This is a genomic window from Kitasatospora sp. NPDC018619 (assembly GCF_044391605.1).
In the GTDB taxonomy this organism is placed as follows: Bacteria; Actinomycetota; Actinomycetes; order Streptomycetales; family Streptomycetaceae; genus Kitasatospora.
Window position 1 is genome coordinate 92,499 of record NZ_JBISAI010000025.1, and the last position, 12,754, is coordinate 105,252.

Annotated in this window: 7 protein-coding genes; 3 read left to right on the forward strand and 4 right to left on the reverse strand. The window is 73.8% G+C overall.

Annotated elements, in window-relative coordinates; all coding sequences use genetic code 11:
- Positions 1-3: 3 nt before the first annotated feature.
- Positions 4-3,456 (reverse strand): HAMP domain-containing protein, encoded by a 3,453-nt coding sequence (locus ACH5AR_RS29950; RefSeq protein ID WP_396304664.1) that lies wholly within the window; start codon positions 3,454-3,456, stop codon positions 4-6.
- A 300-nt stretch (positions 3,457-3,756) separates the two neighbouring features.
- Here ACH5AR_RS29950 and ACH5AR_RS29955 point away from each other — a divergent pair, with 300 nt between their 5' ends.
- The 3 genes from ACH5AR_RS29955 (at position 3,757) to ACH5AR_RS29965 (ending at position 5,753) form a co-directional block, all read left to right on the forward strand.
- Positions 3,757-4,632 carry a SigB/SigF/SigG family RNA polymerase sigma factor gene (locus ACH5AR_RS29955; protein ID WP_396304665.1) on the forward strand — a complete coding sequence of 292 codons (876 nt, stop codon included), beginning with the start codon at positions 3,757-3,759 and terminating at the stop codon, positions 4,630-4,632.
- Between the two features lie 115 nt (positions 4,633-4,747).
- Positions 4,748-5,143, forward strand: coding sequence for an STAS domain-containing protein (locus ACH5AR_RS29960; RefSeq protein ID WP_396304666.1), 396 nt, complete (start codon positions 4,748-4,750; stop codon positions 5,141-5,143).
- Positions 5,144-5,270: 127 nt separating this feature from the next.
- Positions 5,271-5,753: an ATP-binding protein gene (locus ACH5AR_RS29965; RefSeq protein ID WP_396304667.1), complete on the forward strand. Its 483-nt coding sequence runs from the start codon at positions 5,271-5,273 to the stop codon at positions 5,751-5,753.
- 18 nt (positions 5,754-5,771) lie between these two features.
- On the opposite strand, the gene ACH5AR_RS29970 is transcribed toward ACH5AR_RS29965, so the two are convergent.
- The 3 genes from ACH5AR_RS29970 to ACH5AR_RS29980 form a co-directional block, all read right to left on the reverse strand.
- The gene (locus tag ACH5AR_RS29970; RefSeq protein ID WP_396304668.1) at positions 5,772-8,417 is read right to left on the reverse strand and encodes a SpoIIE family protein phosphatase; all 2,646 of its coding nucleotides are present in this window, start codon (positions 8,415-8,417) and stop codon (positions 5,772-5,774) included.
- 97 nt (positions 8,418-8,514) lie between these two features.
- The gene (locus ACH5AR_RS29975) at positions 8,515-10,017 is read right to left on the reverse strand and encodes a carboxylesterase/lipase family protein (RefSeq protein ID WP_396304669.1); all 1,503 of its coding nucleotides are present in this window, start codon (positions 10,015-10,017) and stop codon (positions 8,515-8,517) included.
- Between the two features lie 197 nt (positions 10,018-10,214).
- The gene (locus ACH5AR_RS29980) at positions 10,215-12,473 is read right to left on the reverse strand and encodes a catalase (protein WP_396304672.1); all 2,259 of its coding nucleotides are present in this window, start codon (positions 12,471-12,473) and stop codon (positions 10,215-10,217) included.
- Between the last annotated feature and the right edge of the window lie 281 nt (positions 12,474-12,754).

Sequence of the window (12,754 nt, forward strand, 5' to 3'; positions counted from 1 at the left end):
TCGTCAGGGTGCGAGGTGGTGCCGGATCCGGCTGATCACCTCGTCGGCGTCGACGGGCTTGGTGATGTAGTCGCTGGCTCCCGAGGCCAGGCTCTTCTCGCGGTCGCCGATCATGGCCTTGGCGGTGACGGCGATGATCGGCAGGGCCTCGTGCTCGGGCATGGCGCGGATCGCCGCGGTGGCCGAGTACCCGTCCATCTCCGGCATCATCACGTCCATCAGGATCACGTCGATCCCCGGGTGGGCGGCGAGCGCGTCCAGGGCGGCGCGCCCGTTCTCGGCCTGGAGGACGTGCATCCCGTGCAGTTCCAGGATGCTGGTGATCGCGTACAGGTTGCGGTCGTCGTCGTCGACCACCAGCGCGGTGCGCCCGGTGAGCGTCGGGTCGGCCCCGGGGTTCCAGGCGGGCTTCCGGTCGGTGTCGCGCACCAGCTGCGCGACGCTCCCGGGGCGGTCGGCGCTCATGTGCAGCGCGATGCGCTCGCGCAGCTCGTCGAGGCTGGAGATGAGCTCCAGGCGCCGTTCGCCCTCGCGGCGCACGGCGTGCTCGTGCACCGGGGCCACGCCCCGGTTGTCGTGGGCCAGCACCGGGACGGTGTACAGGGCCGGGTCGCCCTCCATCTTCTCCAGCAGGGTGGAGGACGTTCCGTCGGGCAGGCCCAGTTCCAGGACGACGCAGTGGCACGGCGCGGTGGCCAGGGCGGTGGCGGCCTCCTGGGCGCCGACGGCGGTGACGATCTCGACCGGCCGCTGCCCGCCGGAGTACCGGGCGAGGTCGGCGACGGCGTTCTCCGCGACGAGGGAGAGCAGGCCGTTCGGGCGGCCCTCCACCACGAGCAGGCGGCGCGGCCGTCCGGCGGCGGGGTGCTCCGGGCCGTGCCCGGCGTCCTGCGACGCGGCCGCGGTCGCGGCTTCGACCTGCCCGGCGGTGGCGCCGGGCCCGGCGCCGATCTGGCCGACGGGTTCGACCGGGAGGTAGAGGGTGAAGGTGCTGCCGCTGCCCAGGGTGCTCTCGACGGTGATCGCGCCACCGAGCAGGAAGGCGATCTCCCGGCTGATCGACAGGCCGAGCCCCGTCCCGCCGTACTTGCGGCTGGTGGTGCCGTCGGCCTGCTGGAAGGCGCCGAAGACGGTCTCCAGGTGCTGCGGGGCGATGCCGATGCCGGTGTCGGTGACGCGGAAGGCGAGCACGGGCCCGTCGCGGCGCACGCTGTCGGGGATCTCGGACTCCTCGGCGGGTGCGATGCTCAGCTCCACCCGGCCCTGCTCGGTGAACTTCACGGCGTTGGACAGCAGGTTGCGCAGGACCTGGCGCAGCCGGTAGTCGTCCGTGCGCAGTTCGGCCGGGACGCGGCTGGCCGTGCGGACCTCGAAGGCGAGGTTCTTCTGGCCGGTCATCGGACGGAAGGTGGCCTCGGCGTAGTCGAGCAGCGACTGGAGCGGCACCGGTTCGACGTTGAGGTCCATCTTCCCCGCCTCGACCTTGGAGAGGTCGAGGATGTCGTTGATCAGCTGGAGCAGGTCGGACCCGGCGGAGTGGATGATGCCGGCGTACTCGACCTGCTTGGCGGTCAGGTTCCGGGTGGGGTTCTGGGCGAGCAGCTGGGCGAGGATGAGCAGGCTGTTGAGCGGGGTGCGCAGCTCGTGGCTCATGTTGGCCAGGAACTCGGACTTGTACTTGGAGGCGAGCGACAGCTGGTGGGCGCGTGCCTCCAGCTCCTGGCGGGCCTGTTCGATCTCCAGGTTCTTGGTCTCGATGTCGCGGTTCTGCGTGGCCAGGAGCTCCGCCTTCTCCTCCAGTTCGGCGTTGGAGGCCTGGAGCTCCTCCTGGCGCGCCTGCAACTCCTCGGAGCGGGCCTGGAGTTCGGCGGTCAGCCGCTGGGACTCGCCGAGCAGTTCGTCGGTGCGGGCGTTGGCGATGATGGTGTTGACGTTGACGCCGATGGTCTCCATCAGCTGGTCCAGGAAGTCGCGGTGGACCTGGGTGAACGGCTGGACGGAGGCCAGCTCGATGACGCCGAGGACCTGCTCCTCGACCACGATCGGCAGCACGATCAGCGACAGCGACTCGGTGCGGCCCAGGCCGGAGGACGTCGCCAGGTAGTCCGGCGGCAGGGAGTCGACGGCGATGGTCCGCCGGCTGCGCGCGGCCTGGCCGACGAGCGACTCGCCGAGGCGGAAGCTGGTCGGGCGCTCGCCGTCGGGGAACGCGTAGGAGCCGACGAGCCGCAGGACCGTGCCCTCGGGGCTCTCCTCGGCGAGGTAGAAGGCGCCGCACTGGCCGCCCACCAGCGGGGCGAGTTCGTCCATGACGGACTCGGCGACGACCGAGAGGTCCCGCCGGCCCTGCATCAGGGCCGAGAAGCGGGCGAGGTTGGTCTTGAGCCAGTCCTGTTCCTCGTTGGCCCGGGTGGTCTGGCGCAGGGACTCCACCATGGCGTTGATGTTGTCCTTGAGGTCGGCGACCTCGCCGGAGGCGTCCACGGTGATCGACCGGGTGAGGTCACCGGCGGTGACGGCGCCGGTCACCTCGGCGATGGCGCGCACCTGGCGGGTGAGGTTGCCCGCCAGCTCGTTGACGTTCGCGGTGAGCCGCTTCCAGGTGCCGGAGACGCCCTCGACCCTGGCCTGCCCGCCGAGGCGCCCCTCGGTGCCGACCTCCCGGGCCACCCGGGTGACCTCGTCGGCGAACGAGGACAGCTGGTCGACCATGGTGTTGATGGTGGTCTTGAGTTCGAGGATCTCGCCCCGGGCGGTGACGGTGATCTTCTGGGTGAGGTCGCCCTCGGCCACCGCCGTGGCGACCTGCGCGATCGAGCGGACCTGGCCGGTGAGGTTGCCCGCCATGGAGTTCACCGAGTCGGTCAGGTCGCGCCACGTCCCGGAGACGCCCTCGACCCTGGCCTGCCCGCCGAGGCGCCCCTCGGTGCCGACCTCCCGGGCCACCCGGGTGACCTCCCCGGCGAACGAGGACAGCTGGTCGACCATCGTGTTGACGGTGTCCTTGAGCTCCAGGATCTCACCCTGGGCGTCGACCTCGATCTTCTGGGTGAGGTCCCCGCGCGCCACCGCCGTGGTCACCTGGGCGATGTTGCGCACCTGCCAGGTGAGGTTGCCGGCCATCGCGTTGACCGAGTCGGTGAGGTCCGCCCAGGTGCCCGACACGCCCGGCACCTTCGCCTGGCCGCCGAGGCGCCCCTCGGTGCCGACCTCCCGCGCCACCCGGGTGACCTCCGAGGTGAAGTGGGACAGCTGGTCGACCATCCCGTTGAACACGGTCGCGATCTCGCCCAGCAGGCCGTCCGCGTCGTCGGGCAGCTCCGTGCTGAAGTCGCCGTCCCGTACGGCCGTCAGCCCCGCCAGCAGCTGCCGCAGCTCCGCCTCGTTCACGAGCGCGGTGCCCGGCCCGTCCTGCGAGCGGTGCTGCGAGTCGGGGGACAGGGTCGGGCCAGCCATCGAATGTCGCCTCCGTAGAACGCCGGGCCACTGGCCCGCATCCGGTCGTGGGCACCACGGAGCGGGCCGTGGTAGCGGGGTGATGTGTTCCCGACCGGAGGCTACCCCAGGCGTCCGCCCGGCCCGAAACGGCCGGTGGTCGCGTTAGTGTGGGCAGTTCGACCCGCCCGCCGTCCGGTCCGGCGCCCTGCCCGAGGTGTACGAACCTCCTTCATGGAATCCTCACATCCCGCGGGTGCATCGATCGGCCGGTACGGGGTAACGGGCGTTCCGTCACGCCGATACGAGGGAAGGACTCCGATGGCCCTGACCACTGGTGAACCGCTCGTCTCCACAGCCGCGCCCGCGGCGGCCACGCCGCACGACCTGTTGCCGCCGGAGCTGGCCACGGTCGAGGACCTGCGGGAGGTGGCGCCGGCCGACGCACGGGAGCTGACCCGGGTGCTGCTGCGCCGGCTCGCCACGCTGGAGGAGGGCACCCGGGAGTACTCCTACGTGCGGGCCACCCTGGTGGAGATGAACCTGTCGCTGGTGCGGTTCGCGATCCGCCGCTTCAACGCCCACCGGGAGCCGCAGGAGGACCTGCTGCAGGTGGGCGCGGTGGGCCTGATCAAGGCGATAGACCGCTTCGATCCGGACCTGGGGGTGGAGTTCACGACCTTCGCCCTGCCCACGGTGCTGGGCGAGATCCGCCGGCACTTCCGGGACACCACCTGGGCGGTGCACGTTCCGCGGCGGTTGCAGGAGCTGCGGATCGGGCTGGCCAAGGCCCAGGACCGGCTGTCCCAGGAGCTGGACCGCGCGCCCACGGTGGCCGAACTGGCCGGGTACCTGCGGATCTCCGAGGAGGAGGTGGTCGAGGGGCTGACGGCGTCGAACGGGCACACCGCGGGCTCCCTCGACCTGGGCGGCGCGGAGGACGACGAGGGGCCGGGCGCGCTGGGCGACCGGCTCGGCGTGGAGGACCACGCCCTGTCCAAGGTGGAGGACCTGGTGGCGCTCAAGCCGCTCATCGCGGCCCTGCCCGAGCGCGAGCGGCTGATCCTGTCGATGCGCTTCTGCGAGGAGCTGACGCAGTCGCAGATCGGCGAGCGCCTGGGGCTGTCCCAGATGCACGTCTCCCGGCTGCTCTCGCGCACCCTGCGGCGCCTGCGCGAGGGGCTGGAGGAGGACTGAGCGGGTACCCGCGGGAACGCTCCCGCCACGGCGTCGGCCGACCCCACCCGGCCTGCTTGGCCGACCGCCCCGATCTGCGTAGGGTCGCAGGGCACCCGACACCGAGGGGACGACGATGACGCCAGCCGACAACCACCCCGGAGACCTCGCCTTCGCGGTCCCGCCTGCCTGTACGGACGCCGCCGTGCAGACCCGCACCGCGCAGGGCGGAGCGGTCGTCTGCGCCCTGGCGGGCGACCTCGACATCGAGACGCTCGCACCGGTGGCCGAGGTGCTCGCCGAGCTGGTCGGGCGGCGCCCGCCGCTGATCGTCGTGGACCTGGGCGCGGTGGGGTTCTGCGACTCGTCGGGCCTCAACCTCCTGCTGAGGACCCGGACGGAAGCGGGACGCGCGGGCGTGGACCTGCGGCTCGCCGCGGTGGCGCCCACCGTCATGCGGGTCCTGGAGCTCACCGGTGCGCGGACGGTCTTCTCCCTCCACGAGTCGGTCGACTCGGCCCTGGCGTCCTGACCCGGGGGGCAGCGCCCGGCTCCGGAACCCCACCCGCCACGCCCGGAGGCCCGGAGGGGACATAATTCCGTTGGCACGGGGAATCCGAGCATCCGAAACCGCCGTCGAGCCGAAGGGGCACCCTCACATGACGATGAGCCGGGGAACCCTGGCCGGCGACCCGCGGCGGACGGGGCCCGTCCCGCCCGGCGGGGGCCAGCGCAGACGTCTGATGCTCGCCGGGGTGCCGCAACCGGTCGCCCGCGCCCGGGCCCACACCGTCCAGGCGCTCGACGACTGGGGCGGGAGCCCCCGGCACGCCGAGGACCCCGGCGGCGGCCCCGCCGACGTCGTCCTGGTGGTCGCGGAGCTCGTCGCCAACGCCATGCTGCACGGGAACGGCCCGCTGGAGCTGGTCCTGGACCTCACCACGGCCCGCCTGCGGGTCGAGGTCAGCGACCGGAGTCCGGCCCTGCCCGCGCCGCGCCGCCCGTACGCGCCCGCCCTGCCGGGCGGCCACGGGCTGGTCATCGTCGAGCGGGTCGCCGACCGCTGGGGCGCCGAGGCGCACGCCCAGGGCAAGACCATCTGGGCCGAGTTCGACCTGGTCGGCCCGGTCCTCGGCGGCTGAGCGGCCGGGCCGCGGCCCTCAGACGGCGGGCGGGGTGCGGCCCGACGCGTCGACGCGCAGCGCGAGCAGCGCGATGTCGTCGTCGCTCTCCGCGCCCAGGGCCAGGATCAGCTCGTCGCAGAACACCTCCAGCGGAGCCTCGGCGAGGGCGGAGGTGTGCCGGCGCAGCCGGGCCATCGAGTCGTCCAGGGACTGCCCGCGGCGCTCGATGAGTCCGTCCGTGTACAGCAGCAGGGTGGAGCGGGGCGGGAGGACGTCGCTGGCGGTGGTGCGGGGCAGGTCGATGTCCATGCCGATCAGCAGGCCCGCGCCCGCGTCCAGGTAGCGGGTCTCGCCCTCCCGCGTGGTGAGCAGCGGCGGCAGGTGCCCCGCGGAGGAGTGGTTCAGCTCCCAGGGGCCGCCGTCCCGGCTCTTCACCAGCGCGTAGACGCAGGTGGCGGTGGACTGCGGGTGGAGCGTCTGGCTTGCCCGGTCCAGTTGGCGCAGCACGATGCCGGGCGGTTCCCCGCGGTCCACCGCGATGCCGCGCAGCATGTTGCGCAGCGTGCTCATCGCGACGGCCGCCCGCAGGTCGTGGCCCGCCACGTCGCCGATCACCAGGACGGTGTCGCCCGAGGGGAGGACGAACGCGTCGTACCAGTCGCCGCCCACCTCGGCGGTCCTGCTGGAGGGGACGTAGCGGGCGACCATCTCCAGGTGCTCGACGTCCGGCAGGTCGGGCAGCAGCGCGCGCTGGAGGCGCTCGGCGGTGTGCCGGGTGCGCAGGTACAGCCGGGCGTTGTCCACCCCGAGGGCGATGCCGGGGGTGAGCTCCGCGACCAGGCGGACGTCCTCCCTGGTGAAGGGGTTCTCGGCGCTGGTGCGCACCAGGGTCAGCGAGCCCAGGACCTCCCGGCGGGCGCGCAGCGGGGCCACCACGGCGCTGTCCGCGCCGAAGCGTTCGAACAGCTCCAGCTGCCGCGCCTCCAGCGCGCTCTGGGCCCTCCCGGGCGGCAGGAACTCGGTGACCAGCAGGGGGCCGGCGCCGCGCATGACGCGGGGGAGGAGGCCCTGGGTGTCCTCGGACAGCGGGGGGAGCCTGCCCAGGAGGGTGCTGTCGGTGACGGCCTGGGAGTCCCGGTGGCCGATGCACACCCGCTCCACCTCGCCCTGCTCGGTGACGAGGTTCACCACGCACCAGTCGGCCAGCCGCCGGGTGAGCGCGTGGCAGACGCGGCGCAGGCGCTCCTCCAGGTTCAGGGTGCTGGCCAGGGCGACGCCGGTGTCCGCCAACAGGGCCAGCCGCTCCAGTGCCTCCCGGTCGACGCTGGCCCGCTTCGACTTGCTCGTGGTGGTGGGCAGGTGCACCGGGCAGGGGTCCTGCCGCGGCGCGTGCGGGCCGCGCAGCTCCCGGGGCTCCGGCGGCGGGCCGGTGGGCGCGGTCCGCGGGGTGACCTGGGCGACGAACACGGTGCGTCCGTCGATCGCCTCCTGGGTCTGGACGTGCAGCCGGACGGGGATCAGCCGGCCGTCCCGGTGCAGGGCGGGGAGCGGGACGGAACGGCCCAGGATGCGGGGCTGCCCGGTGAGCAGCAGGGACGCGAAGGCGGCTTCGTGGCGGCTGCGCAGGTGCTGGGGGATCATCACCGTCAGCCGCTCCCCGACCAGCTCCTGCGGGCTCCAGCCGAGCAGGTCCGCGGCGGCGGTGTTCACCGCGATGATCCGGTTGAGGTCGTCGGCCGCGATGGTCGGGACGTTGGCGGCCTCGATCTCGCTGGCGTCCCACGGGGCCAGCTCGGTGGGAGTGCCGTTCGGCGCGTCGGGGTTCATCGTCCAGGCGGTGGGGTGGCCGCCTTCCAGCTGGGAGACCACCTGGTCGAACAGCCAATTCCGGAAGGCCCGGATCTGGGGGAGCGCGGGGAGGGTGAGCAGCTCCCCGCGCTGGGCGGTCTCCTCGGCGTCGTCCAGCACCCGGGACAGGACCGCCACCTCCGGGCCGGCGTGCGCGGGGAAGGCCACCCGCACCGAGAGGGTGGAACTGTCCGGGTTCTCCTGCTGGACCGAGGTCGTCATGCACTCGGAGATCACGCACGCGGCGTTCCGGGCGGCGGTCAGGTCCTCCGCCGACAGGCCGGCGCGTTCCTTGGTGCAGCCGTCGAGGTACAGCTCCCGCAGCAGCCCCTCCCACTGCTGCTGGGCCGCCCAGTACAGGGCGTACGGCACGTCGACGAGGGTCACGTCCACGGTCGGGGCGCCCGGTGCGACGGTCTCCCACGCGGAGGCCGGCGGATCGGGGCGCCCCGGCCAGAGCTCGAACCAGACCGTCTTGCGCTCGGCGTCGCTGTGGACGCCGTGGCTGGGCGCGAGGTCCTCCACCAGGCCCAGGCCGCGCCCGGTGCTGGCGTACGGGTGGCGGGCGTGCGGGACGAGGCCGGCGTCGGGCCGCCGGTCGCTGACCCGCACCAGCACCCTGCCGTCCTCGGACCACGCCTGCACCTCGAACTCGGTGCGCGCGTGCAGGACGGCGTTGGCCGCGATCTCGCTGGTCAGCAGCTCGGCGGTGTCCACCACGTCGGCCGGCAGACCGGCCAGCGCCGAGCGCACGAACCGCCGCGCCAGCGCGACGTTCTCCGGGGCGGGGGCGAAGCGCCGCGACGGAACCCCGGGCGGACTGGGAATGCCCATACCGGGCTTCTGCTCGGAAACCCGCGCCCTAAAAGGACCGGGACCGCGGTGGTCGGCCCCCGTTCCCGGGCACCACCCGGGAACGGCGGCCGGCGAGTCAGCGCCGGCCCTCCCAGAGGGTCCGTTCCTCGTGCCCCGGATCCCGGTGGACCGCGGGCTCCGCGGACTCCAGCCGCATGACCTGCCGACCGGGCAGGTAGGCGGGCCACGGCGGCAGCTGCCCGTGCCCGGGGCGGCCGTGGCGGGCGAAGGACGTCCAGGCGCCGCGGATCCGGTCGGAGAGCTGCGGATGGGCCGACGGGTCCGTCAGCGGGTCGTCGGGGTTGCCGAAGACGGAGCCGAGTTCGGCCATGTGGCAGGCGCCGAGGGCGCCGTCCAGGGCGGGGGAGGGCTGGGTGAACTCGTAGAAGTAGGTGTCGGCGCCGTGTGCCGCGCGGCCCTCGGCGACCCGGATGGCGGGCACCCGGTAACCGTGGTCGGTCATCAGGGCGGAGAAGAGGTCCGCGGCGCCCGCTCCCGACCGGGAGGCGGTGTAGCGGGCCCGGGCCGTGGCGGGATCGAGCCCCAGCGCGGCGAGGAAGCCGTCGAGGAAGGGGTCGCCGATGCGGTCGGCCATGCCGAGCGGGACGAGGAAGAGGCGGAACTCCTCGCTGGTCACGCCGGTGAGCAGGTCGAGGTCGCGGCCGGCGCCGGCCGCGATGGCGTCGACCGGGCGTTCGGGCAGGCTCGCGGTACCGAACACCGGGAGGACCGTGGTGCCGCCTCCGGCGGACTCGCCCCACCGTCCGGGTTCGGTGCTGCGCGCGATCTCCTGGGCGAGGCGTCCCTCGGCGGCGAGGAGGTCCTGCGGGGGCACGGCGGCGAGGGCCTCGGCGGTGCACTCGACGCCGGCCAGCTCGGCCAGTCGCAGGGTGATCTGCCGGGCCGTCTCCGGGGAGTGGGCATGGTGGCCGGCGCCGCTCTGCGTGATGGCGCGCCGGAACAGGCCCCCGGCGCCGGGCATGGTCATGAGTGCGGTGATGCCGATGGCGCCGGCCGACTGTCCGAAGACGGTCACGTTGTGCGGGTCCCCGCCGAAGCCGGCGATGTTGTCGCGCACCCACTCCAGGGCGGCGATCTGGTCCAGGAGCCCGAGGTTGGCCGTGCCGTCCGGCAGGAGGAGGAAGCCTTCGGCGCCCAGGCGGTAGTTGAGGGTCACGCAGACGACGCCGTCGGCGGCGAGGGCGGACCCGTCGTAGGTGGGCAGCGAGCCGGAGCCGTTGCGGAAGGCGCCGCCGTGGATCCACACCATGACGGGAAGCCCGTCCGGTGAGCGGTGGGGGGAGGGCGTCCAGACGTTCAGGTTCAGGCAGTCCTCGCCCTGGGGCCCGGCCGGGATCAGCAGTCCGTCCATGGCGGGCCCGTAGCCGGGTTGGGGCGCCGCAGGGCCGGGGGTGAAGGCGTCGCGCACGCCGCTCCACGGCTCGGGGGCCCGGGGCGGGCGCATCCGGTTCACGCCGAACGGCGGTGCCGCGTAGGGGATGCCGAGGAAGGACGCGGTGCCCTCGCGCAGGCGGCCGCGGACCCGGCCGTGCAGGGTGTCGACGATGACGGTGTTCATGGCAGTGAGTGGTCCCGGGGTGAAAAGGGGCGTTTCGTGTGCGATGGGATCGTTTCGCGGGCCCGCTCCGGCCGCAATCGAATTTTCCCCGTCCCGTCCCGTCCCATCCCGTCCGGGCCCGGAGGCGGAGGCGGGCGCCGACGGCGAACGGGGCGCCCCCGGTGCGGGGGCGCCCCGTTCCCGGCGGGGGGCCGTGGTCAGGCGGCGGAGGGCGGCGGGAAGCGGTTCCAGACGCGGTGGGCCGCGAGCAGCGGGCCGAGCTGGCGCACCGCGTCGTCGGGCCGGTCGCCGAGGAGGACGCCGGGGGCGCCTTCGGCGATGCCGGCGGCCTGGAGGGCGCGCTGCCCGCCGGACAGCGCCAGCAGCGGCTTGGCGTGGCGGTAGGCCTCGGTCAGCATGAGCACGAGCCGCGGGTCGACCGGCGAGGAGGGCGGCAGCGGGTTGCCCGCCTTGGCGTCCCGGGAGGCCTCCGCGTCGGGTGCCGGACCGGGGGCGCCCACCAGGACGAGCGCGTCGAACTCCACCGAGCGGGCGGTGGTGAACGTCCGCTGCACGGCGAGGGCCTCGTCGTGGCCCTCGGCCCGGAGGGTGCCGCCGGAGGTGGCGATCACCAGCGGGACCATGTCCGCGTCCAGCACGGCCCGGCGCACGCTCGCCAGGGCGCCGTGGTCGGTGCCCGCGACCAGGCCGACGACCCGGCCGTCCAGCGGCCACGTCCGGCCCACCTGGGAGAGGGCGGGGCTCGGCCGGGCCGGTTCGAACGGGGCGCTGGGCTCGGGCGCGGGCAGACCGAGGCCGGCGGCCACCTGCGCGCACAGGTAGCTGTCGATCTCGGCGAGCACCCGCAGGCCGCGCTCCTTGATCGCCTGCTCGTGGCACTTGCCGAGCTCGAAGGTGTAGGCGGCGACGATGTGCTCGCGCTCCACCGGGCTCATGCTCGCCCAGAACAGCCGGGGCTGGCTGAAGTGGTCCGCGAAGGAGGCCGGCGCCTCGCGCACCTTGGTGGCCGGGGGCACCGGCGTCGGGTACTCGATGTAGGCGTGGTCCCCGGCGCCGGCGAAGAACGGGCAGCCGCCGTCGAGCGAGTTGGGCTTGTACGGGGCGACGCCGCTGTGCACCGCGTCCTGGTGGAAGCCGTCGCGCAGCATGTCGTTGACCGGCGCGTGGGTGCGGTTGATCGGGATCTGGGCGAAGTTCGGGCCGCCCAGGCGGGTGATCTGGGTGTCCAGGTACGAGAACAGGCGCCCCGACAGCAGCGGGTCGTCGGTGATGTCGATGCCCGGCACCAGGTGGCCGGGGTGGAAGGCGACCTGTTCGGTCTCCGCGAAGAAGTTGGTCGGGTTGGCGTTGAGCGTCAGCAGCCCCACGGGGCGCACCGGCGCCAGCTCCTCCGGCACGATCTTGGTCGGGTCGAGCAGGTCGATGCCCTCGAAGGTCTGCTCCGGGGTGTCGGGGAAGGTCTGGATGCCCAGCTCCCACTGCGGGAACGCACCGGCCTCGATCGCGTCCGCGAGGTCCCGGCGGTGGAAGTCCGGGTCGGCCCCGGCGACCAGCTGCGCCTCCTCCCAGACCATGGAGTGCACGCCGAGCCTGGGCTTCCAGTGCCACTTGACGAGGGTGCTCGCGCCCTCGGCGTTGACCAGCCGGAAGGTGTGGACGCCGAAGCCCTCCATGGTGCGGTAGGAGCGCGGGATGCCCCGGTCGGACATGTTCCACAGGGTGTGGTGGGCGGCCTCGGTGTGCAGGGTGACGAAGTCCCAGAAGGTGTCGTGGGCGCTCTGCGCCTGGGGGATCTCGCGGTCGGGGTGGGGCTTGCCCGCGTGGATGATGTCGGGGAACTTGATGGCGTCCTGGATGAAGAACACCGGGATGTTGTTGCCGACGAGGTCGAACACCCCCTCGGAGGTGTAGAACTTCGTGGCGAAGCCGCGGGTGTCGCGGACGGTGTCCGCCGAGCCGCGCGAGCCGAGCACGGTGGAGAAGCGCACGAACACCGGCGTCTCGACGTCCTCGCCGAGGAACGCGGCCTTGCAGACGGCCGCCGCGCTCCCGTACCCGCGGAAGACGCCGTGGGCCGCGGCGCCGCGGGCGTGGACGACGCGCTCGGGGATCCGCTCGTGGTCGAAGTGCGTGATCTTCTCGCGCAGGTGGTGGTCCTGCAGCAGCACCGGGCCGCGGGGCCCGGCCTTGAGGGAGTGGTCGCTGTCGGGCAGCCGGGCGCCCTGCGCGGTGGTCAGGAAGGCGCCGTCCTGCGACCTGGCCCGCGGGCCTGCGCCCGTGTCGCGCCCGGTCGCGGTCACCGGCCGCGGGGCCGCCTGGTCGGGCTTGGGCGGCAGCGGGTCGCGCACCTCGGTCGGCTCCTCCACGCTCGGCGGGACGGCGCCGGGCGCACCGGGGAGCTCCGGCCGCCCGCTCGGGGTGGCGTGCTCGACGATCTCACCGACCTTCTCGACGATCTTCTTCACCGGTCCGGACTGTTCCACGGAATCGACTCCTCGTTCGGGGTTGTCCTTCGCGGGTAACCCCGCCGGCGCCTCGGGAAACGGATCCGGGTGCAGGCAACCCGGGCGCGCGGGACTTTCCCGCGACCGATGGCCTTCCGGATGCGAGGTCCGGAATCCTCCGGAACGGCGCAGCGCCGGGGGGGGGGGGGGGGGGGGGCCCCCCCCCCCCCCGGCGGGGGGGGGGGGGGGGGGGGGCCCCCCCCGCCCCCCCCGCGCCCCCCCCCCCCCCGCGG

Bases quoted from the DNA above. Each gene is read 5' to 3' on its own strand.
- ACH5AR_RS29950 (WP_396304664.1), bottom strand. From the start codon at position 3,456: ATGGCTGGCCCGACCCTGTCCCCCGACTCGCAGCACCGCTCGCAGGAC.
- ACH5AR_RS29955 (WP_396304665.1), top strand. From the start codon at position 3,757: ATGGCCCTGACCACTGGTGAACCGCTCGTCTCCACAGCCGCGCCCGCG.
- ACH5AR_RS29960 (WP_396304666.1), top strand. From the start codon at position 4,748: ATGACGCCAGCCGACAACCACCCCGGAGACCTCGCCTTCGCGGTCCCG.
- ACH5AR_RS29965 (WP_396304667.1), top strand. From the start codon at position 5,271: ATGACGATGAGCCGGGGAACCCTGGCCGGCGACCCGCGGCGGACGGGG.
- ACH5AR_RS29970 (WP_396304668.1), bottom strand. From the start codon at position 8,417: ATGGGCATTCCCAGTCCGCCCGGGGTTCCGTCGCGGCGCTTCGCCCCC.
- ACH5AR_RS29975 (WP_396304669.1), bottom strand. From the start codon at position 10,017: ATGAACACCGTCATCGTCGACACCCTGCACGGCCGGGTCCGCGGCCGC.